Source organism: Coriobacteriia bacterium (assembly GCA_013334745.1).
In the GTDB taxonomy this organism is placed as follows: Bacteria; Actinomycetota; Coriobacteriia; order Anaerosomatales; family JAAXUF01; genus JAAXWY01.
Genome location: JAAXWY010000011.1, coordinates 1 through 25,459 on the forward strand (window position 1 = coordinate 1; position 25,459 = coordinate 25,459).

Below are 25,459 nucleotides of genomic sequence, written 5' to 3' on the forward strand. Positions count from 1 at the left end.
TCGCCAGTTCGGCGCCGACGAGTCGCTGGTTGCGGTTGTGCCGATTCCGGACGCGCTGCCCGCTGAAGATGTCGCCGCAGCCGAGCCGATTGCTGTCGTCGAGATTGAGCCGGCACCCGACGTCGACCAAGTGGAGACCGACATCGTCGACTCCGTGGAGACCGCCGAGACCCCCGACTTCTCGGAGCTGCTCGACTCGCTTGAGTCGGATGCAGCGCAGGTCGCCCCTTCAAGCATGACTCCGCCACCCCTCTACGAATCGATGCCCGATGCCGCGTTCGACTTCGATGAGGAGCTGCTGCGCGAAGTCGCTCCGACGGTCGAGCCGGCGGGAGTCATCTCGACTGACTCCTTCCTCGATGACATCGGCGGTGGCGATATCGATTTCGACGGCGGCCTGACTGACGAGTTGTCGGCTCTTACGGGGGTGGGTCGACCGTCTCGACCGTCCGCGAGCGTCAATCGCATTCCCGAGAGTGGTACAGAGACACTGAGTAGGGATACGCGCGTGGATCGGGATACATTGCTCAAGATCATCGACGGTATCAAGAGTCTGTAGGGGAGTCGTCCAGGATGCAGTCGGTCAAGGTCGTCATCACAGGTCCGTTCAATGCGGGCAAGACGACGTTCATCAAGTCGGTGAGCGAGATCACGGTGCTTTCGACCGAGCGCCAGATCTCCGACGGATCCGCTGAGGGATCCGGCGAAACCACGGTCGCTATGGATTTCGGTCGTATCACGGTCTCGGATGACGTGGTGCTCTATCTCTTCGGCACGCCCGGGCAGTCGCGCTTCTCCTTCATGTGGGAGACCCTCTCCGAAGGCATGCTCGGCTTCGTTCTCATCGTCGACGCGTCCGAGCCATCGACGCTCGAGGACGCGAAGGGGATGATCGACTTCTTCAGAGAGATGTCGGATGTCCCCTTTGTTGTGGCCGCGAACAAGGTCGCCGCAGACGACACCGAGCAGATTCAGCAGGTTCGGGCCGACCTCGGCCTTGAGGATCGAGTTCCGCTTCTGCCCGTTGACGCGCGTAACCGGGACTCGGTGAAGGCCGTACTTCTCGGCCTGCTCTACGAGATCCTGGAGAGTATGGGCTCGTGACCATGGATCCGCGGGTCCTCATACTCGGCGGCGCAACGGCACTACTGGTCATCGCGATCATCGCCACGATCTGGACGATGATCCGAGGCGGCGAACGCTCCCACTTCGATGAGACCGCACCCCTGGCTTCAGAGGCGGAGTGGGCAGATGTGACCGCGCAAGGCGGCTCCGAATTCGACATGAGCCTCGCTGGCGTCGAGGTCACCATCGACCAGGACAGCCCGAATGCTGCGCTGTTCAGTCCGCTGCGCACGGGTGTCTGGATGCCCCCCGAGACCCCGGCGCCCGCGGAGCACCTTCCGCCTGCGGCGCTGGATACGCGCATCGCCGCCTTCGAGGTCACCGCCGAGCGCGAACTGCGCGTACCTCAGGTGATCACGTCCGGCGAAGGCCCGACCGAGCTGGATGCGCCGGTCGCGTACAGTGCGCCCGCTCCGGTGCTCCCGCCCATCATGCCTCCGAGTGTCACCGTGGCGACCACTCCGGAACCGCAGTCGGATGCACCTGTGGAGAGTCAGTCGCCTCTGACTCGGCTGCTCAGCGTTCCGGAGGTAGGGCGTGCCGACGCGGACCCCGTGCCGCAACCGGCCGGCGTCGCAACGTACGAGCCGGTTGCAGAGGATCCGGAGCCCCTCGAGGCGGTCGTCGCGGTGGCCGCGCCGAATCCGGAGCCTGTCGCGTGGGTGTCGCCGCTGGGCGCCCCCGACGCGGACGGCATCCTGGTTCTTCCCTTCGCACCTTCGGGCGACGCCTCCTTTGAACAAGTGGTGGCGGCGCCGGATCGCGTTGAGGTCGTTGAGCCGCGCACCCAGAGCGCAGACGAGGCGCTTGAGGATCGGGAGCAGCTTGTCTGGGAGCCCCCGACGGTCTCAGAGGTGGGCGCATCCCCGGCCGTGTCCGAATCGCCGAAGCCGCAACCGGAGCCGCAGCCGCAACCTGAGCCGCAGCCGTTGCTGGAGAACCCGGCGGTCCACTCCGCTGAGGATGATCTTCCTGCCCGCCCACGCGCCGTGGTGCATACGGTCGACCTCAGCGCTGCCCCACCCGCCGAGACCAAACTGGGTCCGTTGGCCGGCGCCTCGGCGGTTTCCACCGAAGGCCCGCCGTCCGACTATGAACTCGTGGCTCCGATCGAGATGTGGTTCGGCGACCATCGGGTTGGCGTGAAGGCCGGCACGGCGACTCACGATCGATTCAGACGATACGCGGACGCTCTGCTCGAGGACCTTCGGTCCGCAACGGATGACGCCTGAGGTGGTCAGGTGTCACCGGGCCTCAATCGTCGTATGATGGTTGCGCGCGCTGGGGGCTTCACGATCGAGTGCGCGTCTCCGCAGTCGTAGAAGAGGTCGTAGATGGCGGAAGCGAGACAGCGGCTCGGCGCACTGCTCATGCGAGCAGGGATTGTCACCGAGAAGCAACTCAACGATGCGCTCGAAGTGCATCGCGCGACCGGCAGCCCGCTCGGGCGCATCCTTGTTGACCTTGGATACGCGACCCAAGGCGCCATCCTGTCGGTCATGGCGCATCAGATCGGCATCGAGTACATCGATTTCGCCGAGGTGCGGCCTGAGCCTGCCGCCGTCTGTCTCGTCTCGCGTGAGATGGCGAGTCGCTACATCCTGATGCCGATTGAGATTCGCGACGATCATCTGGTCGTTGCGATGGCCGATCCGCAGAACGTCCTCGCGCTGGATGACCTGCGCATAATCACGAACTACGAGATCAGGCCCGCGATCTCGACGAAGGACGATATCGTCGCAGCCATCGAGCAGTACTACCGAGAGGCAGAGTCCGAGGAAAGCGACCTGTTCCACGGCACGGACGAGCTGAGCAACGACGATCTCGCGGGATTGACCGAGGTCGAGAGCGAAGCGCCGGCGGTCAAGCTGGTGAACTACATCATTCAGAAAGCGGTCGCCGACAGGGCTTCCGATATTCACATCGAGCCGCAGGAGCACGATCTTCGTGTTCGATTCCGCATCGACGGTGTGCTTCACGAAGCGATGCAGCCCGCACCGAAGTCGATCCAGACGTCGATCATCTCGCGGCTCAAGATCATGTCTGAGCTCGATATAGCCGAGTCGCGCAAACCGCAGGACGGGCACTGCGCGGTCGTGGTGTCAGGTCACACCGTCGACTTCCGTGTGTCCACTCTACCCACGGTCTACGGCGAGCGAGTCGTTCTCAGGATCCTTCGCAAGGACGCGATTCTGCTCGAGCTCAAGGACCTCGGGTTCTTGCCGTCGTCGCTTGATCGCTTCCAGTCGGCCTTCTCGAAACCCTACGGCACAGTTCTCGTGACCGGGCCCACGGGGTCGGGCAAGTCGACATCGCTCTATGCCGCCATCAACGTACTCAATGACCCGGCGAGGCACATCATCACAGCCGAGGACCCCGTCGAGTATCGACTGCCCGGAGTCAATCAATGCCAGGTCAACTCCCGAGCCGGACTCACCTTCGCGCGAGCGCTGCGCTCCTTCCTGCGCTGCTCACCCGACATCATCCTCATCGGTGAGATTCGCGATCAGGAGACGGCTCAAATCGCCATCGAGTCGGCGCTCACCGGTCACCTCGTGCTTTCAACACTCCACACGAACGACTCGGCCGGCGCCGTCACCCGACTCATAGAGATGGGCGTCGAGCCGTTCCTGGTCTCATCTGCGGTTGACTGCGTTCTTGCCCAGCGCCTTGCGCGCAAGCTGTGCGGCGACTGCAAGCAGGAGTGGCGCCCGAAGTCGGAAGTGCTCATAGACGCGGGCTACGATGCCGATAATCTCCCGGAGGCCGTGTATCGCGCCGTCGGCTGCAAGAAGTGCGGCGGCACCGGTTACCGCGGCCGGATCGGTGTGCACGAAGTCCTCATGATGTCCGAGGAGATCAGTAAGCTGTGTGTTGAGGAGGCGACTTCTGAAGCCATTCGCGAAGTCGCGATCTCACAGGGCATGCGAACGTTGAGGCAAGACGGTCTTGAGAAGGTCCGCATGGGCCAGACGTCGATAGAAGAGGTCGTCCGGGTCATCGTATAGCTCGGCAGCGAGCAGCTGTCGCAGGATTGGGGGTCATCATGGCGACGTATGTGTACTCGGTTCGTGACAAGGCCGGCAAGGTCGTCAAGGGCAAGCTCGAAGGCGACAGCAAAGAGGCCGTTCAGAATCGGCTGGCCCAGATGGGCTATATCATCCTCGAGCTCGACACGCAGGGCGGCTTCGCCGCCTTGAATGACATCCAGTTCGCTTCATCGGTCAAACCCAAGGAAGTCGCCATCTTCGCGCGGCAGTTCGCGACGATGATCAGCGCGGGCCTCTCGCTTACGAAGTGTCTCTCGATCCTGTCGGCCCAAACCGAAAGTGCGGCACTTCGGGTCGTCATCACGCAGATAGGCAAGGATGTCGAGGCCGGGCAGTCGCTGTCCGATGCCCTCGGCAAGCACCCAAAGGTGTTCCCGGCCATCTTCGTGAACATGGTTCGTGCAGGTGAGACGGGTGGTGTGCTCGACGAGGTGCTCAGCCGCCTCGCCGATCACCTCGAGTCCGAGCAGGCGCTCAAGAACAAGATCAAGTCGGCGATGACCTACCCGATTGCAATGGGCGGGCTTGTCCTCGTTGTCTTGGCGGCCATGATGATCTTCGTCGTGCCGACGTTCGAGAAGATGTTCACCGATATGGGCGGGAAGCTTCCGGCGATCACGCAGATGCTCGTCGATGTATCCCACCTCGTGACGAGCGTGTGGGGAATCGCACTGGCCGTAGGCATCTTCGCCGCCGTTTCGCTGTTCAAGTGGTGGTCGGCCGGACCGGGAAAGACAATATGGGACGGCGCGAAGCTCAACATGCCCGTATTCGGACCGCTGACCCGCAAGATCGCCCTCGCGAAGTTCACTCGGACCTTCGGCACCTTGGTCTCAGCGGGCGTACCGATCCTCTCCGCGCTGGATATCGTCGCGGATACCTCGGGCAACGAAGTTGTCGCCAACGCCGTGAAGCACGCACGCAATGCAATCAAGGAAGGCGAGACGATCGCGAAGCCGCTCTCCGAATCGAAGGTATTCCCGTCGATGCTCGTTCAGATGATCGCGGTCGGCGAGGAGACCGGTGCGCTCGACGCGATGCTCAACAAGATCGCCGACTTCTACGATGAAGAGGTCGCCGTCGCTACGGACGGTCTCACGTCACTCATCGAGCCGCTCATGATGGCGTCGCTCGGCGTGATCGTCGGCGGCATGGTCATCGCGCTGTACCTCCCGATGTTTCAGGTCATCACGCTCGTCAACTAGTCGTTCAATTCAGCAGGACAGGCTGTCGACGCGTTGGTCGGCGCCTTGGATGACTGAGTTTGTGTTCATTGATCACAGGGAACACAACTCATATCGGATGTGTCGGGGGAGCGTCCTGAGAACTTGCTAAGAAAGTTCTAAAGTCCACGCTCGGGGCACCGATACACTACTTGTCAGGGTTGGGAGCAAAAGGCTCCCACAATCCCCAGTAGGGGGGAAGGAGGTGCGGGGTCATGAAGATGTTCCGTAAGGACGAGGGCTTCACACTCGTGGAACTCATGGTCGTCGTGCTCATTATCGGTATTCTTGTTGCTATCGCTATTCCGGTCTTCAATGCTGCAAAGGCCAACGCCCAGAAGAAGTCGTGCTTCGCGAACCAGCGCACGATCGAGGGTGCGGCACAGACCTACGCCGCCGACAACGACGGTACGCTTCCTGCAAGCCCGGCTGCGCTGACGCCGACCTACATCAAGGTCGCGCCGTTCTGCCCGGCTGACGCCTCGAAGGCCGCGTACTCGTTCGGTACGAGTGGCACCGTCGCTGCTTGCGGCTACGGGGATCCGGTTCACGGTCACTTCTAGGCCGACCGAGTTCCATCCAAGCACGAAGCCCTCAGGGCCGGCAGCTAAGCTGCCGGCCCTGTCGCATGCCCCGGGCCGCCTTTGGGGCGGCACTCGCGCGTTCACACGCTAGAATGGGCGCGTACCCGCGACTTGGAGTGAATCCTGAACATCTTCTTCAACATGTGTGCCTTCGCGTTCGGGCTCATCTTCGGCTCGTTCGGCAACGTCGTGATCTGGCGGTTTCCGAGAGGCGAGTCACTGTCGACACCCGGCTCGCATTGCCCCGTGTGCGACACCGCCATCGCCTGGTATGACAACGTCCCCGTTCTTTCGTGGATGCTGCTGCGCGGACGTTGCCGTGCGTGTGGGACGAAGATCTCTGCACGATATCCGGCAGTCGAGCTGCTGACCGGTGTTCTATGGCTTCTGGCGGCCATCCAGTTCGGCCCGACGGTCCAAGCTGGCTTCTGCGCCGCGTTCTTCTACCTTCTGGTGCTTCTGGCATTCATCGACTTGGACATAAAGCGTCTGCCCAACCCGCTTGTCGGGCTGCTCGCGCTCATCGGTGCGGTAGGCGTCGGGCTCTCACTCTTCGGTATCCCGGCGGCTCCGCTCATCGGTCCGGGCGGCGGGGTCTTGTCAAACCCGGCCGCGTTCGCTGTCGCGGGTTCGCTCTCGTCTGCAGGGCTCGTTCTGTTCATCGCACTTGCGTATCAGAAGGTGCGTGGCGTGGACGGATTCGGGATGGGAGACGTCAAACTGCTCGGGGCGATCGGTCTGTTCCTCGGCCCATATGCGCTGCTGACACTCTTCATCGGAAGCCTCATCGGGGCGGTGTATGGCTTGATCTCGGCTCGGACTTCACCGGATGGGCTGCGAAACACGTTTCCGTTCGGGCCTGCTCTGGCGGCCTCGGCCGTGATTGTGACGTTTGTCGGCGTGCCCCTCGTCGCTTGGTACCTGCACATCCTCACGTTCTAGGTGTGTGCGCTCGGTCACACGCGCGTGTGCCTGGCTCCTCCAGACCTCTGTATCGCCTGACGATAATCGAGCCGTAACATCTCGACGATCCGAGTCAGCGACGGAAGGAGATAGGAGGGTTGAACACATGCAGAAGTGCACAGCAGACGAGGGATTCACACTCCTCGAGATCATGGTCATCGTACTCATCGTCGGGATTCTTGTGGGGATCGCCATTCCGGTACTCGGCGCCGCCAAGGCCAACGCCCAGATGAAGTCGTGTTGGGCGAACCAGCGCTCCATCGAGGGCGCAGCGCAGACGTACGCGTCCGTGAACGGCGCAATGCCTGCCGGAGGTGCGGTTGACGGCGCAGGATGGGCGGTTCCCGTGTACATCGCTGAAGCGCCGATATGTCCGTGCGACGCCGCGATGAACCCGTATGAGATCGATGACCAGGGCACGGTAGTCAGTTGCTCGATGGGAGCGCCGGCCCACCAGCACTACTAAGTTCATTCACACGAGTGAAGGCCGCAGGGCTTTCGCACTACAGCCGAAGCCACGAAGTGACGATACTCTGCGCAGAAGCCCGGAAGCCACCGACCCACGGTTCCGAGAAGATGCATGAGCGAGTCCGATTCGTGGCTTGGCTGTTTTCGGGGCTGGTGGGGACTTGACGAGCATGATTGCGATACACTCTGTGGTATCATTTCCACGGGTCATTCGTCACAGTAGTAGTCGTGGATTTGTTGTAGCAGTTGAGGGAGGACGCGTTGGCCCCGGTATCGTTCGGTGCCGCACTACCGCCTGTCGGTCTGGACATCGGGACCGACTTCATCCGCGCCGCGCAGATCAAGGCCGGCGGTGCTTCGCATTCACTGACCGCGTACGGGATTGCGCCGATGCCTTTCGGTGCGGTCGTTGAAGGCGAAGTCGTGGATCCCGAAGCCGTTTCCGCGGCCATCAAGGAGTTGTGGCACCGCAGCGGCGTGCGCAACAAGTCGGTTGCTGTCGGGGTCTCGAACCAGAAGGTCGTCGTTCGCCTAGTCGACCTGCCGTACATGGAGCGCGCCGAACTCGCGGGTGCGATTCAGTACCAAGCCCAAGACTACATCCCGATTCCGATCGAGGAAGCGATCATCGACTTCCAGATCATCGGTGACTACATGACCCCGGCTGACGAGCACATGATGGAAGTTCTCCTCGTCGCGGCCCAGCGGGACATGATCGGCAACATCGTCTCCGCGGTCGAAGGCGCCGGTCTTCAGCTCGCGCAGGTCGACGTCACGGCATTCGCGCTGGTTCGCGCCCTGCTGGGGGCCACCCCTAAGTGGCTCTCCGAGGAGGCCGAGAACCCGGCTGAGGCCGTGGGTATCGTCCACATCAGTTCCGGGCTGACGAACATCGCGGTCGTGGAGCGTGGGCTTCCGCGTTTCACTCGCGTGTCATCGCTTGCCGCAAACCAGTTCACGCAAGCGATTGCCAACGTCATGAATCTGACGTTTGACGAAGCCGAGAACCTTAAGGCCAGGGCGGGGCTGCCCGATATCGATCAGCCGGCCGAGTCGCACCCGGATCTCGATGCCGCCACGCTCTCCGCGGTGCAGGATGCGCTCGAGCGCGAAGCGAACAAGTTCATCGCCGAGGTTCGCAGGTCATTTGACTACTATCTCACCCAGGCCGTGCAGGTTCGAAGCATCGGTCGGATCTACCTCACAGGCACCGGGGCCGAGCTTCGGAACCTGCCCGTGTACCTCGGACGCGGTCTCCAGACCGAGGTCGTGCTGGGGGACGCGCTGGCCGGGTTGCAGATGAGCGGCTCAGTCGAGTCCTCCGTGCTGCCGGATCGCGCGGGCTGTGCTGCAGCGATCGGCTTGGCGCTGGGAGGGGTGGTGTAGATGCTTCGCATCAACCTGCTCCCTCGGGAGGTACTTGATCGCCAGAGGTTCCAAGGCTGGTACAGGTACGTCTTCATCATCACGCTTGGTCTCGTGCTCATCGTTCTGCTCGTTGCGGCCGGCCTCTACTTCTCCGTGCAGCAGAAGAGCGATGAGTTGCAGTCAGCCAAGGATCGAGCGCAGCAGTACGCCGAACAGGGCAAGGCGTTCGACGTGTTTGAGAAGAAGGAGCAGGAGCTCACCGACCGACAGGCGATCGTCCAGACGGCGTTGGCCGGTCGTTTCAACTTCGGTCGTGTGGTCGAAGAGGTGTCCCTCGTTCTTCCCGACGAGGTGTGGCTCGATTCAATGAGTGTCGACCAGGCCAACGGACTGTCGATGGTCGCCAACACGCCTCGGTCGAGCAGCCAAAGCATGAATGTCGCCTACAAGTCGGTCGCAAAGACGCTTGTGCGGCTCAATGAGCTTTCAGAGGTCACCGACGTGTGGCTCACGAATGCAGCGAATCAGACCTGGAAGAACTGGGATGTATCCAGTTCTATCGACACAGGCACACCCGTGGTTCAGTTCACGGCGTCGGCGAAGTTCTCGCAGAGCACGCCATCGACCTCGACAGTAGCCCCAACGGGGGGTGCTGAGTGATGTCCATCTCTCCTCGTGATCGTCTGGTCATCACCATTGTCGCGGCCGTACTTGTACTCGTCGCCCTGATTGCAGCGCTTGTGTACCCGCAGTTTCAGCAGGTGCGCAAGCTCAACACGCAGGTCATTGAGGCTGAAGCACAGGCCGACGCCGCAAAGCTCCAACTCGAGCAGCGGCAGGGCTTCAAGGACCGCGCGATCGAAACCAACGCCAAGTGGCTTGGGCTCATGAATGAGGTTCCCGAGACGCCCGACCTGCCCTCGCTCATTATCGAGCTGCAGGACTCCGCATACGAGAGCGGCGTTCAGGTCATCAGCGTCACTCCGACACAGCCCACTCAGCTGACGGGGTATGCCGCAGTGCCGATCTCGATCGAGGTGCTTGGGACGTGGGCGGATACCGTCGACTACCTGCAGTCACTGATGAAGTTGGATCGCGGTGTCCGGGTCGTCGGTACGAACGTGACTGTGGCCGGAAGCGGGGCACTGCCTGAGCGCCGAAACTCCAAGGTGCCTGCGTATGCGGTGAGCTCTGTGATTTCAATTGAGACGTATCTGATCCCTGCCGCGGTCGAGACCGCGACTCCGTCCGCGACTTCGACTGCACAGTAGGGGAGGGAACATGGCCGACAACACGAATGGGCAGCCGCCGGTGGGACCAGATCAGAAGCCTGCCTCGGCGACTTCAGGCTTTCTCTCCTCCACCGCTGGCAAGCTCGTGGTCGGCGGTGTGCTGTTGTTCTTGGTGCTGATTGCGGTAGGCGCTCTCGCGTTCTTCTTCCTCTTCGGTTCCGCCGCTCAGAAGGTTGCTCCTAGCTCCTCGACCACCGCCACAGCTCCGTCCAACCCGGCGACCGAGGGCATCGTACCCACGGACCCGCCTGAGCAGCCGCTGGACGAGACATTCACCTTCCGCAACGTCTTTGCGCCCACGGTCACGCCCGCACAGTCGAGTACGGACGCCGATTCCGGTAGCGGCGGCTCGAGTGGCGACACATCACCAACGGCGAGCGGCGCGACCGACACCCTCATCCTGAAGTCGATTCACACGGACTCGGGTGAGCGAGTCGCGACGTTCGAGTGGAACGGCGCGGTGTACGAGTGCCGTGAGGGCGACCAGGTCGCCCAATCGCCATGGGAGGTCGTGACCATCTACTCCGATTCCGTCGTCATGTTGTACGGCGACAGTCGAATCACCCTCACCGTGGGCCAGGGCTACACCGGATCCTGGGACAAGTAGCGCGTCCGGCCGCGTGGCCGAGCATGTCCGCCGGTCGCACCCGGCCGGCTTCGACCACCAAGTGAACGAAAGGCCCGGATATGCGTTACGAGACTGCAGGCGAATCCCATGGGCGGGCGCTCACCGCGATCGTCACTGATGTGCCCGCGGGAATCCCTATCGACACTGACGCCATAGACCGTGATCTTGCGCGCCGTCAAGGCGGCTACGGTCGAGGTGGCCGGCAGCGCATCGAGACCGATCGCGCGACGATCCTTTCGGGTGTTCGGTTCGGCAAGACCATTGGAAGCCCGGTTGCGCTGGCTGTGGCGAATCGGGACTTTGAGAACTGGCTTGATGTCATGAGTACCTCAGGCGTGCGCCCTGACGGGATTCGCGAGACGCACCCACGTCCGGGACATGCCGACCTGGCAGGCGTGCTGAAGATCGGATCGGACGACGCCCGAGACATCCTTGAACGTGCGAGCGCGCGCGAGACGGCCGCGCGCGTCGCGGCGGGTGGTGTCGCGAAGGCGCTCCTGAGTGCCATGGGTGTGTCGGTGAGATCCTACGTCGAGGCTATCGGCGGGGTGGTCATGCCCCTGGTCGACGATCCATCGACAGTCGATCCCGAGGTCGTCGAGTCAAGCGCCGTTCGATGCCCGGACCCTGACGCCACGGAGTCCATGAAGGCACGCATAGACTCAGCCCGCGCTGATGGCGAGTCGCTGGGTGGGGTGTTCGTGGTGACCGCTACCGGGCTCGTCCCAGGCCTTGGATCGTACGCCGAGGCGATGCGTCGTCTCGATGCACGGCTTGCAGGTGCTGTGATCTCGATTCCTGCGATCAAGGGCGTCGAGTTCGGTCTGGGGTTTGCGGCCGCGGCGGTGCCCGGTAGCCAGGCCCATGACGAGATTCATCACGATGCCGAGAGCGGCTTTCATCGGCCAACGAACCGTGCCGGCGGACTCGAAGGCGGCATGACGAACGGTGAGCCGCTCGTCGTGCGCGCCGCGATGAAGCCGATTCCGACCTTGATGCGCCCTCTCGCGAGCGTGGATCTCGATAGCCTTGAGCCGGTGGACGCGAGCAAGGAGCGCAGCGACATCTGTGCGGTCCCGGCGGCGGCCGTCGTGGGTGAGGCCGAGGTCGCGATCGTGCTGGCAACCGCCTACATGGAGAAGTTCGGTGGGGACTGCCTTGAGGACATGCTCGTAGCGCGTGATGCCTACCTCTCCCGGATCAGCCGATGAGTCACGTATTCCTGATCGGGTTCATGGGCGCCGGCAAGTCGACGGTTGGTCCTCTCGTGGCTGAGCGACTGGGTCGGCCGTTCATCGACCTGGACGAAGTAGTCGCGGGGCAGCAGGGCCGAGAAATCGTCGAGATCTTCGAGGGTGATGGCGAAGCGGCGTTTCGCGCCTTCGAGCTCGAGGCCCTTGGGTCGATCGCGGACCGTTGTGACTCAGTGGTCGCATGCGGGGGCGGTCTTGTCACGATGCCGACGTCTGTCACGCGCATGCGCAAGCTTGGAACCGTGGTCCATCTTGTTACGACTGCCGATGAGGCTCTCAAGCGAATTGCTGATCCGTCGACGCGACCACTTCTCGCGGGTGAGAACCCTGAGTTGGCCGCGCGGTCGTTGTTGGACTCAAGACGCGAACTCTACGCAGCCGCAGCGGACTACGAGGTCGACACTGTGGGTCGGCCTATTGCTGAGGTCGTGGATGAGGTGGTGCTGCGTGTTGCATCGGCGCCCCGGCGCGGCCGACCGGTTGTCGTCCCGGTCAAGGTCGGCGAGATGCCGTATGAGGTGGTCATCGGGCCGGGTGTCCTCGAGGATGCTGGGGCGCTGCTGCGCATCGGTGCGCCAACGGCCGGGCGAATTGCGCTTGTCACTGACACGACGGTCGGAGACCTGTTCGGTCTTACGGTGGAGCGAAAGCTCATCGAAGAAGGCTACGCGGTTCATCCCCTCGCTGTAGCTCCGGGTGAAGACTCCAAGAACTGGGCCGTGGCTGGGGAGATCCTTGAGGCACTGGCGGAACTGCGCTTCGAGCGGACTGACTTCGTGGTCGCGCTCGGCGGCGGCGTAGTCGGCGACCTAGCCGGCTTTGTGGCGGCGACCTACCTGCGCGGGATTGGCTTTGCTCAGGTTCCAACCACTCTGCTCGCGCAAGTCGACTCATCCGTTGGCGGCAAGACCGGTGTGGACCTCAAAGCCGGCAAGAACCTGGCAGGCGCCTTCAAACAGCCTACAATTGTGATAGCGGACACAAATACTCTGGAGTTGTTGCCGCAGAGCGAATGGCGCAGTGGAACCGCCGAAGTGGCGAAGAGCGCAGTTGTAGACGGTGAGGAGTTCTTCAGCTGGCTCGAGGCCGCCGCTGAGCGGTTCGTTTCCAGGGATGAACGGACGATTATCGAGGCAGTTTCTCGGTGCGTCAGGTTCAAGGCGAGCGTCGTATCTGCCGATGAAACCGAGGTAGGACCGCGCGAGTGTTTGAACTACGGACACACGCTCGGGCATGCGATCGAGAAGGTTGCCGGTTACGGCGCGGTTCCGCACGGGATCGCGGTCGCGGAGGGCATGCGATTTGCGGCGAGACTCTCGGTCGAGGTTTCGGGTGGGAGCAGGGAGTTCGTCGCGAGGCAGGATGCCATCCTCGATACCCTCGGATTGGGAGCGATGACAGAGGCGCTGGATCCGCAATTGGTGCTTGAGGCAATGCATTCCGACAAGAAGGCACGAGGTGGAACGGTGCGATTCGTACTGGTGGAAGCTCCAGGAACGTGGAGGTGCGAGCCGATCGCGGACGCCGTGATCGCCGAGCACCTCGACGCTTGGTTGGAGTCGAAGGTCAGGAGGACGCCATGACGCGCGTACTTGTGCTCAACGGGCCCAACCTGAACCTTCTTGGCACGCGTGAGCCTGAGGTTTACGGCTCCACAAGCCTCGCCGGTATCGAGTCCGACTTGAACGACCTCGCTCGCGAACTCGGCGTCGAGGTCGCGTTCGTGCAGAGCAACCACGAGGGCGAGCTGATCGACGCGGTTCAGCAGGCGGAGGGCACGTTTTCCGCGATTGTGTTCAATCCCGGAGCGTTCACGCACTACTCGTACGCACTGCGCGATGCAGTCGCGGCGATAGCGATTCCGGTCGTAGAGGTTCATCTGTCCAACATTTCCGCCCGTGAGGACTTCCGGAGAGAGAGTGTTATCGCGCCGGTGTGCGCGGGTCAGGTCAGCGGGTTTGGTACCGCATCGTACGCACTTGGGTTGCGCGCGGCCGCCAAACTGGTGAGCTAGCGCGTGTGTGAAGGGCACGGCTACGCAGCGGTGTGCGGCGTAGAATGGGTAGAGGGAAGTGGCACGATGATGGGGCTGAAGCGGTTCATGAAGAGTGACACTGGCTTCACTGTGGTGGAGTTCGTTATCGCTGCGGTGATTCTCTTCATGGTGTCCACGAGTGTGATGGGCGTGATCGCCTACGCCGGCACCGCGAATGCAGCGAACGCGATGCGGCAGAGCGGGCTTGAACTTGCGAATCTCCGTATGGAACAGGCGCGCAACCTGTCGTACTCGAAACTTGGGACCGCGAGCGGCATTCCGACGGGCACCATCGAAACGCCTGAGATCGTCACGGTTCCCACAGCCGCCGGAGACCGCAGTTTCACGGTGGTTACCGACGTGGGTTGGGTGTGGGATGCTGACGGGTACTCGACCGACAAGAAGGTCACCATCACTGTCTCGTGGACGTACCCGCGAGAGGCCAGTGTGACCCTGGAGTCGGCAGTCGTCGGAGAGGCCACCGGCAACACGGGCGACGTGTACGTCTACGTCGTGGACTCTGACACCAGCGACCCCGTACCGGGCGCCACTATCACGATCAAGCCGACCGCTTCGCCGACCGTCTCGGCGACGACTGGCTCGGCAGGTTATGTACGTTGGGGAAAGGTGCCCACAGGCTCTATCGTCATAACGGGTACCTGCTCGACTCACTACCTTGATATGTCACCCGTCTCGGGCGCTACTGTGATTGCGAACCAGAAGAATATCTGGACCGTCCAGGGCGTTCGAGCAAGCAGCGGCACAGTTCACGTCACCGACAACTCGGGAAATCCGTTGCCCGGAGTTGCCGTGACAATCACGGGCCCGGCCGGATCAGCTGACTGGAGCTGTCCATCGGGAACCGGTACGGCCGTCTCGGATGAGAATGGTGACGCGTTTTTTGAGAAGTTGCGCAAAGGGACGTACACCGTCAGCGGCACCCTCAGCGGGTACAGCAAGAAGACGCCGGTGGACAACCTTGTCGTCGTCGCGGGTGGTAGCGCCTACACGAGTTCGCTTGTCATGAACCGCCTGACCACCCTGAAGGTCACGGTCAAGGACGCCAGCAACAACGCGATTCAAGGCGCTACTTGTACCGCGACAGGCGTCACCTTCGGCGCTACGACCGATTCTCTCGGCCAGGCCACCAGCAACGACATGGGGGCCATCGGCACGAACAGGTCCTATACGGTCAGCGTCGCCAAGGCGGGATACATCACCAACACGGGTACCGTCACGATGAGCCAGTACACCCAAGGTGAGGTCACCGTAGTCCTCTCGCCGCAGCCACCGACTACGATTCGGGTCACCGTCACCGATACCAGCGGAGTACCCATATCGGGCGCGACGTGCTCGGCGACGGGAGGGACGACGGTCGTATTCGCGTCGCTGACCGATGCGAACGGCGTCGCAACGAGCAATAACATGGGTGCCATCGGTACGGGCAAGACATATACCGTGACGGCCGCGAAGACGGGCTGGACGAGCAAGACGGGGACAGTGACCCTGAGCGAATACACGCAGGGGACGCTCACTATCCAGCTCTCGCCACCGGCACCGACCACGATCAAGGTGACCGTCACCAACAACACCGGGACGGCTCAGAAGGTCGTCGGTGCCACCATCACCGCCACCGGCCCGTCAACCGTGACGTTCCCGGCCGTCACCGACTCCAACGGCCAGGCGACCAGCAACAACATGGGTGCAATCGGCACGAACAAGACGTACACGGTGCGGTCGGTAAAGAGTGGATGGGTCACCACGACGGGCAACGTCACGCTTTCCGAGTACACGCAGGGAACGCTGACGATCAAGATGCGCGCCACCCTTGAAGTGCTCTACAACGGCACGTACCCCCGTACGATCTACGTCTACACGAGCAGCACCCCGGGTGCGACCCATGCGTACACTCAGATAGCTCAGTCCGCCACGATTCCCGCCTCGTTCAATCTCCCGAGCGGCACCTACTGGGTGAGTCGACGTACCCCGTACGGCGGATCCGGTGCAGTGCCTCAGCCGCAGGTCGTGACGGACGGCGCGCTCAAGGCCGTCACGGCCCAGTCGAGCTGGTAGGCGAGGACAATGCGATTCCTCGATGATGACAGCGGTCTGACCCTTACGGAGTTCTTGATCGTCGCGATGCTGATCTCTGTGATCATCACGGCGTCGTACTTCATGTTCAATGCCGCCGCCTCGATGACTGATCAGACGACGGCGCGCGCCTACGCACAGGACGAGGCACAGCGCGCGGTCGACCGGATGACGCGCGATCTGCGGCAGTCGATGCAGGACACGAGCGACAACAACGGCGTTGTGCGGATCGCCGAGGCGAGCCAACTGAAGTTCTCAGCGGATGTCAATGCGGACATGAAGCCGGAGATGATCCGCTATTACATCGAGGGGAACTCGCTGAAGCGCACGGTGGCGCTCCCGACAACCTCTGAGGTTCCCTATAGCTACGGGAGTCCGGGTGCGCCCACGATACTGATCAAGAAGCTGGGAACGTCGGCTGGAACGATGTTCTGCTATCACAGCGTCGACCGCAACACGACCGTCTATTGCGGGCCCATCAAGCATGGATTCAACGTGGTCACCACGACCGACCCGTTTAACACGACACCCAAGATCTCCATGATCGGAGTGAAGTTGGACACGGTGGGCGAATCCGGCTCCAAGACAGTCACTGTCACCAGCCGGGTGATGGTTCGCATCCGCACAGTAGAGAATCGGGTTGATTAGCATGAAGGCGCAGACTCGCTTCGATCGTTTGCGGAGCGCGGCCTCTGACGACAGAGGCATGGCGCTCGCGGTTGTCCTCATCATGTCGGCAGTGCTCTTCCTGCTGGCCACGACGCTGCTGATGGTGGTCTCGTACCGCGGCAATCAAACCGTCTCGGGCGAGAAGCACAATCAGGCGATGCACGTCGCCGAGGCCGGGATCAACGAGTACATGTATCAGCTCAGTGTCGACTACGGCTACTGGCAGACCCACGAGACCCTCGGGCCTGTGAACACGGAGGACGGACAGTGGCTCGTCACCCGGAGCCAGAACTCGTCGGACGTGGTCATCCTCACATCAGTCGGGACGCTGAACGACGGTACCGAGCGTACCGTGCGTGCATCCGTCAGCTTCCCGAGCTGGGCGAAGTACATCGTCTGCGTCGATCAGGGTCCGTACAGCATCGGCGCCGGCGCCACGTTCTACGGCGACGTCCACTGCAATGAGGGTATCAGCAACTCCGGGGTGATTACGGGTAGGGCCACAGCCGGGCTGGGGGCAAACTGCACCTGGGGTACGTCGGCGGCCGCAAACTATCCTGGTGGCTATAAGAACAACTACAAGAACATCGACTTCAGCCAGCTCACCTACGACCTCGCTCAGATGAAGTCTACGGCGCAGGCCGAGTCGACGTACAAGGCCGCTTCAGGCTTCCTTGGCTACCAAGCGGTGATCAATGGTGCCACGGTGACCATCACCAAGATCCAGGCGATAAACAAGAACCTGCCAAGAACCGGCTACCCGAGCGACCCGCTGCTTGGTGCGATCACCACCACCGGCACAGCCGAGGTCTACGCGATTCCGCACAGCGGCGTCTTCTTCTTCGACGACAACGTGTGGGTCACGGGGAACTACTCCGCGTCGGTCACGTTCGCCACGAGCAAGAACGTTTACTGCCCGGGCAACATCACCCCCACGACGAGCGGTGCCAATGTGACGTGTGGGCTTGTCGCACAGCTGCAGGTGCTGTTCCCGTGGTGGTACCAGACGATGCCCGACGACCAGATGGTCCAGGCTGCGTGTTTGTCGCAGACGGCCGGTGTCGGCCCCGAGGCGCCATCAGGGTTGAAGAAGTACAACACGACGACCAAGGCGTGGACCGACACGCTGACACTCGGTTCCTCTGACTACAAGAACTCCGTCACGCTCAAGGGCGCACGTGCCATGGTTCAGATGATCGGATTCTCGTCGGGCTACACAATCCGAAACTTCGACCGCGATCCGGTGCTGGCGAACAACCCGCCGCCGCTCTACCCCAAGCTGACCGGCGAGAGCCTGCAGATCGACACGTGGCAGGAGCTCTAGGTCGTATCGGTCGCGCCGTGGCGTAGAATCTCGGCAGGTGCCACGGCGGCGAAGGGGCGGCTTGATGGTCGCGGTTGATGCTCGACTTGAGGCTTTGCGGGTGCTGATGCACGATGCAGCGCTCGGCGCGATGGTCGTGTGGTCGGTACCCAACGTGTCTTATCTCACGGGGTTCATCGGCGTATGGGACGAGGAACCGGCCGCGTTGCTCGCGGTAACCGACTCGGAATCCGTTGTATTCACCGACTCCCGGTATCTAGAGTCCGCACGGGCGGCTGCGCTCGAAGGCCCGTGGGACGTTCGCCTCGTCGTCGACGATCAGTGGAGTGAGGCGCTGGCTGTCGCTGTCGGCGCCGGCGCGACGCGTGTCGCCGTCGAATCAACGATGCCGTATGCGACCGTGGAGGGCGCCCGCGAGCGCTTCGAAGGCGACATCGTACCGACGGCGGGACTGGTTGAACGACTCCGCGCCTCGAAGGACGCCAACGAGATCGAGCTCATCGGGCAGGCCCAGGCGATCACGGACGCGGCGTTTGATCACGTGCTCGGCTTCGTGAGGCCCGGGATGACCGAGCGTGAGGTGGCGCTCGAGCTTGAGTTCCACATGCGCGCCACGGGCTCGGATGGGATAGCGTTTCCACCCATCGTCGCAAGCGGCCCGAACTCAGCGCTCCCTCATGCGCATCCGAGTGCACGGGAGATCGTGGCAGGCGACTTCCTCAAGATGGACTTCGGTGCCCGCGTTGGCGGCTACTGTGCCGACATGACGCGAACCGTGGTGGTTGGTACTGCGAGCGCGCGTCAGCGGGAGATCTACCAAGCGGTGCTGGCTGCCAACGCTGCGGGGCTGGCAGCCGTTGCCGAGGGTGTGGCCTGTGCGGGAGTGGATAAGGCAGCGCGTGATGTGCTTGCCGCGGCAGGGTATGGCGACTACTTCGGGCACGGGCTCGGGCACGGACTTGGCCTCGAGATCCATGAGCAGCCGTCGGTTGGCGCCCGGAGTACTCACACGCTTGCGGTAGGCAACGTCGTCACCATCGAACCCGGTGCCTACCTGCCTGGTTTCGGCGGTGTTAGAATCGAGGACTTGGTGGTGGTCGACGCGGGCGGAGCGCGCGTGCTGACCACCTCGACGAAGGATCTTATCGAACTGTGATACCCGCCCAGACGCGTGGGCCGACCGATTAGGGAGACAGAACTCATGCCGGTTACGACCGCCAACTTCAAGAACGGTATGTGCATCGTCCACGAAGGCAAGCGCTGGGTCATCATCGAGTTCCAGCACGTCAAGCCGGGCAAGGGTGGCGCGTTCGTTCGCACCAAGCTCAAGGAGCTCCAGAGCGGACGCGTGGTCGACTACACGTTCCGCGCCGGCGAGAAGTTCGACGACGTTCGCATCGAGAACAAGAAGATGCAGTACCTCTACAACGATGGCGAGACGTTCTACTTCATGGACAACACCTCGTACGAGCAGATCGAGCTCGATGCGGACTTCGTCGGCGAGCAGGCCAAGTGGCTCAAGGACAACGACGAGGTCGAGATCATGACCGCGGATGGCGAGTACATGGGGGTCGAGCCGCCGATGTTCGTCGAGCTCGAGGTCACCGAGACTGACCCCGGCTTCAAGGGCGACACGGTTCAGGGTGGCACCAAGCCTGCCACGCTTGAGACCGGCGCGGTCGTTCAGGTCCCGATGTTCATCAACACGGGCGAGAAGCTGCGGATCGACACGCGCGACGGGCGCTACATCACCCGGGTCTAGTGCCTGCAGCGAATAGCCGCATCGATTTCATCGACTTCGGTAAGGGTCTGTCGATCCTGAGCGTCGTGTTGTTCCACTATGCCGACGCGTCGGTCGTGGGGCGCTATTCCGCGCTGTTCGGATTCGGGGCGGCGGGTGTGCACGTATTCTTGGTGCTCGCTGGTTTCGGGCTGTCGTTGTCGCCCCATTCATCGTCTCCGAGCGCGTTCTACCGTCGACGGTTCGTCAAGATTCTGGTCCCGTACTACGTGTTCGTGACAATCGCCTTTCTCGTGAACCAGGTCCACGCGTACTACCGACATGACGGTGTGTACGCCTATCTCGGCCATCTGTTCTGGTTCAAGATGTTCGACGGGCACATCATCGGTAGCTTCGGCGGCCAACTCTGGTTCGTCTCGACGATTCTCGCGTTCTACCTGCTGTTTCCGCTGCTTCAGACGGCCCAACTGAGACTCGGGGACGCCCGTTTCCTGGCGCTCGCCACGGTAGCGTCGGTCGCGTTCTGGATCGGTGTGACGGCGCTCGGCCTCCAAAACGACCACGCGGTGCAACGCTTCTTCCCTCAGTACCTCTGGGAGTTCTGCGCAGGGATGGTGCTGGCCTCGCTCTATCTGCGCCGCGGCGTCCTGGCGTGGGAGCTGCCGTCGTGGGTGCTCGGGTTCGCGGTGGTTGCCGGCTATTACGGCGCGGTCGCGGTCTCACAACTGGTGCCGGCGGCAACCCACATGTTCGATGACGTGCCGACGCTGGTCGGATTCGGTGCGGCCGTCGTGCTTGCCGAGCGAGCGTCGAAGCGGTGGTGGCCGCGACTCCACCGCGCCATGATGGCGCTAGGAGCGGTCTCATTCGAGCTGTTTCTCGTGCACATGCTGGTGAAGACGGCGCTCCGGCCCTTGCTCCCGTATGGATCGTCGCTCCCGCTCGCCGTGGTGTGGCTGATCGGGTCGATCGGCGCATCGATAGCGGTCGCGGTGGTGTTCCGACGGCTTACGCAGCCCATCGTCAGGGCAGCGGAACGCATGCACTCGCCGGCTGCCCCGACCGGGTAGCGGCTCGGCCCATATGGCCTCGTGTGCGTCGCCGTGTCTCCACAGGTCGTATATACTTGTCGTTCCACTCGAGCCCGACCGGCGCGCCTGCCAGGATTTCCGCGCCGGCTGATAGTTGACTGCACCCACAAGGAGGGGCGATGCGACCGGTCCGAATCACCGACACGACGCTGCGCGATGCGCACCAGTCGTTGTGGGCGACGCGCATGGAGGTCGGCGATATGCTGCCGATCCTGCCGAAGATGGACTCTGTCGGCTTCTGGTCGCTCGAGGTGTGGGGCGGCGCGACGTTCGACTCGTGCCTGCGGTTCATGGACGAGAATCCCTGGGAGCGACTGCGCACCATCAAGCAGCACTGCCCGCGCACGCCTTTGCAGATGCTGCTCCGTGGTCAGAATCTCGTCGGCTATCACCACTACTCGGATGAGATCGTCACGCGTTTCGTGAACGCCAGCAAGCGCAACGGCGTCGATGTATTCCGCGTCTTCGATGCGCTCAACGACATCCGCAACGTCAAGACCTCAGCCGAGGCGATACGCGAGTGCGGAGGGCTTTTCGAAGGCGCCATCTCGTATACGGTGAGCCCGGTGCACACCCTCGACGCCTACCTCGAGTACGCTCAGGAGCTCAAGGAACTCGGCGCCGACACCATCTGCATCAAGGACATGGCGGGCATGCTTACGCCGTTCCGCACCGAGAAGATGGTGCTCGCGCTCAAGAAGGAGATCGGCCTGCCGGTCCACGTGCATTGCCACTACATCGGCGGTATGGCGCCGATGAACTATGTGAAAGCGGCCGAGGCGGGCGCGGACATTGTCGACACCGCAGTGGTCGCCCTCGCGTTCGGCAACAGCCAGCCGGCGGTCGAGACCATCGTCGCCGCGCTCATGGAGTCCCCGTACGACACCGGTCTCGACCTCGACCTACTCTTCGAGATTGCCGAGTACTGGGAGGCTGTCCGCAAGAAGAAGCATCTCAAGCGCGGCATCACCACGCTGCTCTCGATGGAGGTCTTCAGCCATCAGGTTCCTGGCGGCATGATGAGCAACCTGGTCAGCCAGCTCGAGATACAGAAGGCGCTCGACCGGCTCCCCGACGTCATGGCGGAGATTCCGCGCGTGCGTGCCGAGGTCGGCTATCCGCCCCTCGTCACCCCGCTGTCGCAGATCGTCGGCACGCAGGCGGTCATGAACGTGCTCACCGGAAAGCGCTGGAACGTCATCCCGCAGGAGATGCGTGACTACGTCCGCGGCTACTACGGTAAGGCACCGGGGTCGATGGATCCCGAGATCGTGGCGAAGGTGCTCGGCAACCTCGAGCCGCTCGCTCTCGATATCGCTCCCGGTTCGCTCGTGACCACCACCTACGCCGAAGTCGAAGCCGAGATCGGCGATCTCGCCAAGAGCGAAGAGGACGTACTGATGTACGCACTCTTCCCCAACGAGGCGCGTACGTACTTGTCAGCACACAAGGATGGCGCCGAGAAGGCCGTCTTCCTCATGAGTGAAGAACTGCACACCGTCAAGGAGGCCGATTCCGTGGACGTCAACCAGATCCGAGAGCTCATCAAGGTCGTGGAGGCCTCAGACATCTCCGAGATCGTCATCGAAGAGGGCGACATGAAGGTGTCGGTGCGCAAGGGCGGCTTCGCTGCTGCTGCTCCGGTCGCCGTCGCTGCAACCAGCGCCCCGGCAGCCGTCACGCCGGAGTCCGCAGCCGTCGCAGCACCTGCAGCGGGCGAGCGCCCGGCGAGCTGGAAGACCGTCACCGCGCCGATGGTCGGCACGTTCTACGAGGCGGGATCGCCCGGTTCGGCAGCGTTCGTCTCCGCAGGTGACTCCTTCGCGGAGGGTGCGACGCTGTGCATCCTCGAGGCGATGAAGCTCATGAACGAGATCGTGGCCGAGGAGGCCGGTGTGGTGCGCGAGGTCGCCGTCTCGAACGGTGCGGCCGTCGAGTACGGCACGGTGCTGTTCTACTACGAGCCCGCCTAACCGACCCGGAGGTCTTCCGTGTTCGATCGTATTCTCATCGCGAATCGCGGCGAAGTCGCGCTGCGCGTCATCAGGGCCGCCAAAGAGATGGGCGTCGAGACGGTCGCCGTATACTCGGAGGCCGATCGCGATTCACTTCACGCCCGCATGGCCGATCACTCGGTCTGTATCGGTCCGGCCTCATCGGCGCTGTCCTACCTCAGCATGCCCAACATCATCTCGGCAGCGCTCACCACGGGCGCCCAGGCCGTTCACCCGGGTTACGGTTTCCTCGCCGAGAACTCGGCGTTCGCACGCGCGTGTGCCGATTCCGGGCTCGTGTTCATCGGGCCATCGCCCGACGCCATCGACCGGATGGGTGACAAGTCGGTCGCCCGCGACACGATGATGCAGGCGGGTGTGCCCACTGTTCCCGGTTCCGACGGCATCGTCGAGAACTACGAGGACGCGCTGCGCTTCGCCGAGCAGGTCGGTTTCCCTGTGCTCATCAAGGCGAGTGCGGGCGGTGGCGGCAAAGGCATGCGAGTCGCTCACGATCCCGATGAGCTCAAGGTGAACCTCACTGCGGCCAAGACCGAGGCCGCTGCAGCGTTCGGCAATGACGAGGTCTACATCGAGAAGTACCTGCTGCGACCGCGCCACGTCGAGATGCAGATCCTCGCGGACTCCCACGGCAACGCGGTCCACCTCTACGAGCGTGACTGCTCGATTCAGCGCCGCCACCAGAAACTCGTCGAGGAAGCGCCGAGCCCGGCTGTCACGCCGGAGCTGCGCGAGGCGATGGGCGAGGCCGCAATGAAGGCCGTTCGCGCCGTCGGCTACCAGAACGCCGGAACGATCGAGTTCCTGCTCGATACCGACGGGCGCTTCTACTTCATGGAGATGAACACGCGCGTTCAGGTCGAGCATCCTATCTCCGAGCAGATCACCGGTGTCGACATCATCAAGGAGCAGATTCGCATCGCCGCGGGTGAGCCGATGCGTCATACCACGCAGGATGCGATTGTGAAGCGCGGCCATGCGATCGAGTTCCGCATCAACGCCGAGGACCCGGCACACAACTTCCGCCCGCACCCCGGCACAATCTCGGTGTTCAATCCGCCGGGCGGCTTCGGGGTGCGCATCGATTCGCACGTCTACTCGGGGTACTCGGTGCCGCCGACATACGACTCGTTGCTCGGCAAGCTCATCGTGTGGGGTGAGACGCGCGATGAGGCTGTTGCGCGGGCACGCCGCGCGCTCGACGAGTTCATCGTGATCGGTATCCCGACCACGATCCCGTTCCATCAGGCGGTCGTGGAGAACGCCGCATTCCAGCGAGGCGAAGTCTATACTGACTTCGTCGAGACCGAGATGAGCGGCGACTAGCCGCCACTACAGCGAAGGAGTGTGACGGGCATGTCAGATGAGCTCCGTCTTGAGGGTCTCGGCGTCGCGCCGAGCGTGCTCGACACCATCGTGACCGTGGCCGCCGAGGGCGTCGAGGGTATCGCCGGCGTCGGTGCACCCGGTCTCGCGGGTCTCGTGCAGAAGGGTGCCCGCAAGGGCGCATCGCGCGCTGTCGACGTCGCCGTCGATGACGAAGGCGCCATCAGCGCGACCGTGCACGTGCAGGTGCTCTACGGACACAAGCTCAAGGATGTCGCCAACTGCGTTCAAACCGCGGTTGCCGACGCCGTTACCAGCCAGGTTGGCGCCAAGGTGGCTGCCGTCGACGTGTACGTCGACGGCATCGTCTTCGCCGAGTAGGAGTCGGATGCTCGAACGCAGCAGATCACGCCGTATGGCCATGCAGATCCTCTACCAACGTGAGATCACGGGGGAGGGTGTGGGTGCGATTCTCGGTACGCAGAGCTACTCGACCGAAGAGGGCGAGCCCGATGACTTCTGCAAAGAGATGGTACGAGGCGTCGAAGAGCATCTCGTTGAGATCGACTCGACCCTGAGCGAGGTATCCGAGAACTGGGCCGTTTCGCGCATGCCGTTGGTCGATCGCAGCATCCTGCGGCTCGCGACGTACGAGGTCCTCTTCGCCGATGACATCCCGCCCAGCGTGGCGATCAACGAGGCGATCGAACTCGCCAAGGTCTACGGCGGCGAAGACTCGTCGAAGTTCGTGAACGGGGTTCTCGGCAAGATCGCCGAGCGCCATGCCACACATGTCGAGAAGGAACCCGCCAATGAGTGACGAGTCCTACAGCTTCTCCACCGCGCGTACGCGCTTGGATGAAATCGTCTCTCAGGTGCGCAAGAAGGACACCTCGCTCGAGAAGAGCCTAGATCTGCTCGAGGAGGGTGTCCGTTTGGCGAACGCCTGCACCGAGATGATCGACCACGCGGACTGGAGCGTGGGTGGCGTCGGGGACGACGCGGCAGGAGAATCCGTTGGCGACGGTGAAGTGTCGGAAGGTGCCGTTGCGTCAACGGACCCGGTGGCCGAGGGCATCTCGGGTGATACGGTCGCTGACGACGCTTCGGTGCAGGTCGAGACAGACGACGCCGAACCGAGCGACTCGGACGCGTCCGATGAAGCCGGCGAATCGGTCGACGAGTAAGAGACAACCGCACGATCAGAGTGCGC

At 62.7% G+C, this 25,459-nt stretch carries 26 protein-coding genes; all 26 read left to right on the plus strand.

Features of this window, described 5'->3' with window-relative positions; genetic code table 11:
* Nucleotides 1-559, plus strand: a 559-nt coding sequence (locus HGB10_04595) for a hypothetical protein (protein NTU71080.1), incomplete at its 5' end; no start/stop codon positions are given.
* A gap of 14 nt (nt 560-573) precedes the next feature.
* On the plus strand, nt 574-1,104 hold the full coding sequence (locus HGB10_04600; protein NTU71081.1) for an ATP/GTP-binding protein: 531 nt from the start codon (nt 574-576) through the stop codon (nt 1,102-1,104).
* 2 nt (nt 1,105-1,106) lie between these two features.
* Nucleotides 1,107-2,357 (plus strand): hypothetical protein, encoded by a 1,251-nt coding sequence (locus tag HGB10_04605; GenBank protein NTU71082.1) that lies wholly within the window; start codon nt 1,107-1,109, stop codon nt 2,355-2,357.
* Between the two features lie 102 nt (nt 2,358-2,459).
* Nucleotides 2,460-4,133, plus strand: a complete 1,674-nt coding sequence (gene tadA, locus HGB10_04610; GenBank protein ID NTU71083.1) for a Flp pilus assembly complex ATPase component TadA — start codon at nt 2,460-2,462, stop codon at nt 4,131-4,133.
* A 38-nt stretch (nt 4,134-4,171) separates the two neighbouring features.
* Nucleotides 4,172-5,380 (plus strand): type II secretion system F family protein, encoded by a 1,209-nt coding sequence (locus HGB10_04615; GenBank protein ID NTU71084.1) that lies wholly within the window; start codon nt 4,172-4,174, stop codon nt 5,378-5,380.
* A 233-nt stretch (nt 5,381-5,613) separates the two neighbouring features.
* Nucleotides 5,614-5,961 carry a prepilin-type N-terminal cleavage/methylation domain-containing protein gene (locus HGB10_04620; GenBank protein NTU71085.1) on the plus strand — a complete coding sequence of 116 codons (348 nt, stop codon included), beginning with the start codon at nt 5,614-5,616 and terminating at the stop codon, nt 5,959-5,961.
* A gap of 162 nt (nt 5,962-6,123) precedes the next feature.
* Nucleotides 6,124-6,924 (plus strand): prepilin peptidase, encoded by an 801-nt coding sequence (locus tag HGB10_04625; GenBank protein NTU71086.1) that lies wholly within the window; start codon nt 6,124-6,126, stop codon nt 6,922-6,924.
* 127 nt (nt 6,925-7,051) lie between these two features.
* Nucleotides 7,052-7,411 (plus strand): prepilin-type N-terminal cleavage/methylation domain-containing protein, encoded by a 360-nt coding sequence (locus HGB10_04630; GenBank protein ID NTU71087.1) that lies wholly within the window; start codon nt 7,052-7,054, stop codon nt 7,409-7,411.
* A 263-nt stretch (nt 7,412-7,674) separates the two neighbouring features.
* Nucleotides 7,675-8,799, plus strand: a complete 1,125-nt coding sequence (pilM, locus tag HGB10_04635) for a type IV pilus assembly protein PilM (protein NTU71088.1) — start codon at nt 7,675-7,677, stop codon at nt 8,797-8,799.
* Nucleotides 8,800-9,441, plus strand: coding sequence for a hypothetical protein (locus HGB10_04640; protein NTU71089.1), 642 nt, complete (start codon nt 8,800-8,802; stop codon nt 9,439-9,441).
* Nucleotides 9,441-10,052 carry a type 4a pilus biogenesis protein PilO gene (pilO, locus tag HGB10_04645; protein ID NTU71090.1) on the plus strand — a complete coding sequence of 204 codons (612 nt, stop codon included), beginning with the start codon at nt 9,441-9,443 and terminating at the stop codon, nt 10,050-10,052. The genes HGB10_04640 and pilO overlap by 1 nt, the downstream gene beginning before the upstream one ends.
* 10 nt (nt 10,053-10,062) lie before the next feature.
* Nucleotides 10,063-10,680: a hypothetical protein gene (locus HGB10_04650; protein NTU71091.1), complete on the plus strand. Its 618-nt coding sequence runs from the start codon at nt 10,063-10,065 to the stop codon at nt 10,678-10,680.
* A gap of 80 nt (nt 10,681-10,760) precedes the next feature.
* Nucleotides 10,761-11,912, plus strand: a complete 1,152-nt coding sequence (gene aroC, locus HGB10_04655) for a chorismate synthase (protein ID NTU71092.1) — start codon at nt 10,761-10,763, stop codon at nt 11,910-11,912.
* Complete coding sequence (aroB, locus tag HGB10_04660; GenBank protein ID NTU71093.1) at nt 11,909-13,537, plus strand: 3-dehydroquinate synthase; 1,629 nt, start codon at nt 11,909-11,911, stop codon at nt 13,535-13,537. The genes aroC and aroB overlap by 4 nt, the downstream gene beginning before the upstream one ends.
* Entirely contained in the window at nt 13,534-13,968 is a 435-nt protein-coding gene (aroQ, locus tag HGB10_04665) for a type II 3-dehydroquinate dehydratase (protein ID NTU71094.1), read from the plus strand. The genes aroB and aroQ overlap by 4 nt, the downstream gene beginning before the upstream one ends.
* Before the next feature lie 87 nt (nt 13,969-14,055).
* A complete protein-coding gene (locus HGB10_04670) occupies nt 14,056-16,062 on the plus strand; it encodes a hypothetical protein (GenBank protein ID NTU71095.1) in 2,007 nt (668 codons plus the stop codon).
* Between the two features lie 9 nt (nt 16,063-16,071).
* Nucleotides 16,072-16,728, plus strand: coding sequence for a hypothetical protein (locus HGB10_04675; protein ID NTU71096.1), 657 nt, complete (start codon nt 16,072-16,074; stop codon nt 16,726-16,728).
* A 58-nt stretch (nt 16,729-16,786) separates the two neighbouring features.
* Nucleotides 16,787-18,073, plus strand: coding sequence for a hypothetical protein (locus HGB10_04680; protein ID NTU71097.1), 1,287 nt, complete (start codon nt 16,787-16,789; stop codon nt 18,071-18,073).
* A gap of 64 nt (nt 18,074-18,137) precedes the next feature.
* The gene (locus tag HGB10_04685) at nt 18,138-19,229 is read left to right on the plus strand and encodes an aminopeptidase P family protein (protein ID NTU71098.1); all 1,092 of its coding nucleotides are present in this window, start codon (nt 18,138-18,140) and stop codon (nt 19,227-19,229) included.
* A gap of 45 nt (nt 19,230-19,274) precedes the next feature.
* Nucleotides 19,275-19,835: an elongation factor P gene (gene efp, locus HGB10_04690; protein NTU71099.1), complete on the plus strand. Its 561-nt coding sequence runs from the start codon at nt 19,275-19,277 to the stop codon at nt 19,833-19,835.
* Nucleotides 19,835-20,884 (plus strand): acyltransferase, encoded by a 1,050-nt coding sequence (locus tag HGB10_04695; GenBank protein NTU71100.1) that lies wholly within the window; start codon nt 19,835-19,837, stop codon nt 20,882-20,884. Before efp ends, HGB10_04695 begins: the two co-directional genes overlap by 1 nt.
* A 140-nt stretch (nt 20,885-21,024) precedes the next feature.
* Nucleotides 21,025-22,878: an acetyl-CoA carboxylase biotin carboxyl carrier protein gene (accB, locus tag HGB10_04700; protein ID NTU71101.1), complete on the plus strand. Its 1,854-nt coding sequence runs from the start codon at nt 21,025-21,027 to the stop codon at nt 22,876-22,878.
* Between the two features lie 18 nt (nt 22,879-22,896).
* Nucleotides 22,897-24,246: an acetyl-CoA carboxylase biotin carboxylase subunit gene (gene accC, locus HGB10_04705; GenBank protein ID NTU71102.1), complete on the plus strand. Its 1,350-nt coding sequence runs from the start codon at nt 22,897-22,899 to the stop codon at nt 24,244-24,246.
* 30 nt (nt 24,247-24,276) lie between these two features.
* Nucleotides 24,277-24,627, plus strand: coding sequence for an Asp23/Gls24 family envelope stress response protein (locus tag HGB10_04710; GenBank protein ID NTU71103.1), 351 nt, complete (start codon nt 24,277-24,279; stop codon nt 24,625-24,627).
* Between the two features lie 7 nt (nt 24,628-24,634).
* Entirely contained in the window at nt 24,635-25,066 is a 432-nt protein-coding gene (gene nusB / locus HGB10_04715) for a transcription antitermination factor NusB (protein NTU71104.1), read from the plus strand.
* Nucleotides 25,059-25,433, plus strand: a complete 375-nt coding sequence (xseB, locus tag HGB10_04720) for an exodeoxyribonuclease VII small subunit (GenBank protein ID NTU71105.1) — start codon at nt 25,059-25,061, stop codon at nt 25,431-25,433. Before nusB ends, xseB begins: the two co-directional genes overlap by 8 nt.
* The last annotated feature ends 26 nt before the right edge of the window (nt 25,434-25,459 follow it).

Excerpts from the sequence above, each read along its gene's own strand:
- HGB10_04600 (NTU71081.1), top strand. The coding sequence starts at position 574 with ATGCAGTCGGTCAAGGTCGTCATCACAGGTCCGTTCAATGCGGGCAAG.
- HGB10_04605 (NTU71082.1), top strand. The coding sequence starts at position 1,107 with ATGGATCCGCGGGTCCTCATACTCGGCGGCGCAACGGCACTACTGGTC.
- tadA (NTU71083.1), top strand. The coding sequence starts at position 2,460 with ATGGCGGAAGCGAGACAGCGGCTCGGCGCACTGCTCATGCGAGCAGGG.
- HGB10_04615 (NTU71084.1), top strand. The coding sequence starts at position 4,172 with ATGGCGACGTATGTGTACTCGGTTCGTGACAAGGCCGGCAAGGTCGTC.
- HGB10_04620 (NTU71085.1), top strand. The coding sequence starts at position 5,614 with ATGAAGATGTTCCGTAAGGACGAGGGCTTCACACTCGTGGAACTCATG.
- HGB10_04625 (NTU71086.1), top strand. The coding sequence starts at position 6,124 with ATGTGTGCCTTCGCGTTCGGGCTCATCTTCGGCTCGTTCGGCAACGTC.
- HGB10_04630 (NTU71087.1), top strand. The coding sequence starts at position 7,052 with ATGCAGAAGTGCACAGCAGACGAGGGATTCACACTCCTCGAGATCATG.
- HGB10_04640 (NTU71089.1), top strand. The coding sequence starts at position 8,800 with ATGCTTCGCATCAACCTGCTCCCTCGGGAGGTACTTGATCGCCAGAGG.
- pilO (NTU71090.1), top strand. The coding sequence starts at position 9,441 with ATGTCCATCTCTCCTCGTGATCGTCTGGTCATCACCATTGTCGCGGCC.
- HGB10_04650 (NTU71091.1), top strand. The coding sequence starts at position 10,063 with ATGGCCGACAACACGAATGGGCAGCCGCCGGTGGGACCAGATCAGAAG.
- aroC (NTU71092.1), top strand. The coding sequence starts at position 10,761 with ATGCGTTACGAGACTGCAGGCGAATCCCATGGGCGGGCGCTCACCGCG.
- aroB (NTU71093.1), top strand. The coding sequence starts at position 11,909 with ATGAGTCACGTATTCCTGATCGGGTTCATGGGCGCCGGCAAGTCGACG.
- aroQ (NTU71094.1), top strand. The coding sequence starts at position 13,534 with ATGACGCGCGTACTTGTGCTCAACGGGCCCAACCTGAACCTTCTTGGC.
- HGB10_04670 (NTU71095.1), top strand. The coding sequence starts at position 14,056 with ATGAAGAGTGACACTGGCTTCACTGTGGTGGAGTTCGTTATCGCTGCG.
- HGB10_04675 (NTU71096.1), top strand. The coding sequence starts at position 16,072 with ATGCGATTCCTCGATGATGACAGCGGTCTGACCCTTACGGAGTTCTTG.
- HGB10_04680 (NTU71097.1), top strand. The coding sequence starts at position 16,787 with ATGGCGCTCGCGGTTGTCCTCATCATGTCGGCAGTGCTCTTCCTGCTG.
- HGB10_04685 (NTU71098.1), top strand. The coding sequence starts at position 18,138 with ATGGTCGCGGTTGATGCTCGACTTGAGGCTTTGCGGGTGCTGATGCAC.
- efp (NTU71099.1), top strand. The coding sequence starts at position 19,275 with ATGCCGGTTACGACCGCCAACTTCAAGAACGGTATGTGCATCGTCCAC.
- accB (NTU71101.1), top strand. The coding sequence starts at position 21,025 with ATGCGACCGGTCCGAATCACCGACACGACGCTGCGCGATGCGCACCAG.
- HGB10_04710 (NTU71103.1), top strand. The coding sequence starts at position 24,277 with ATGTCAGATGAGCTCCGTCTTGAGGGTCTCGGCGTCGCGCCGAGCGTG.
- nusB (NTU71104.1), top strand. The coding sequence starts at position 24,635 with ATGCTCGAACGCAGCAGATCACGCCGTATGGCCATGCAGATCCTCTAC.
- xseB (NTU71105.1), top strand. The coding sequence starts at position 25,059 with ATGAGTGACGAGTCCTACAGCTTCTCCACCGCGCGTACGCGCTTGGAT.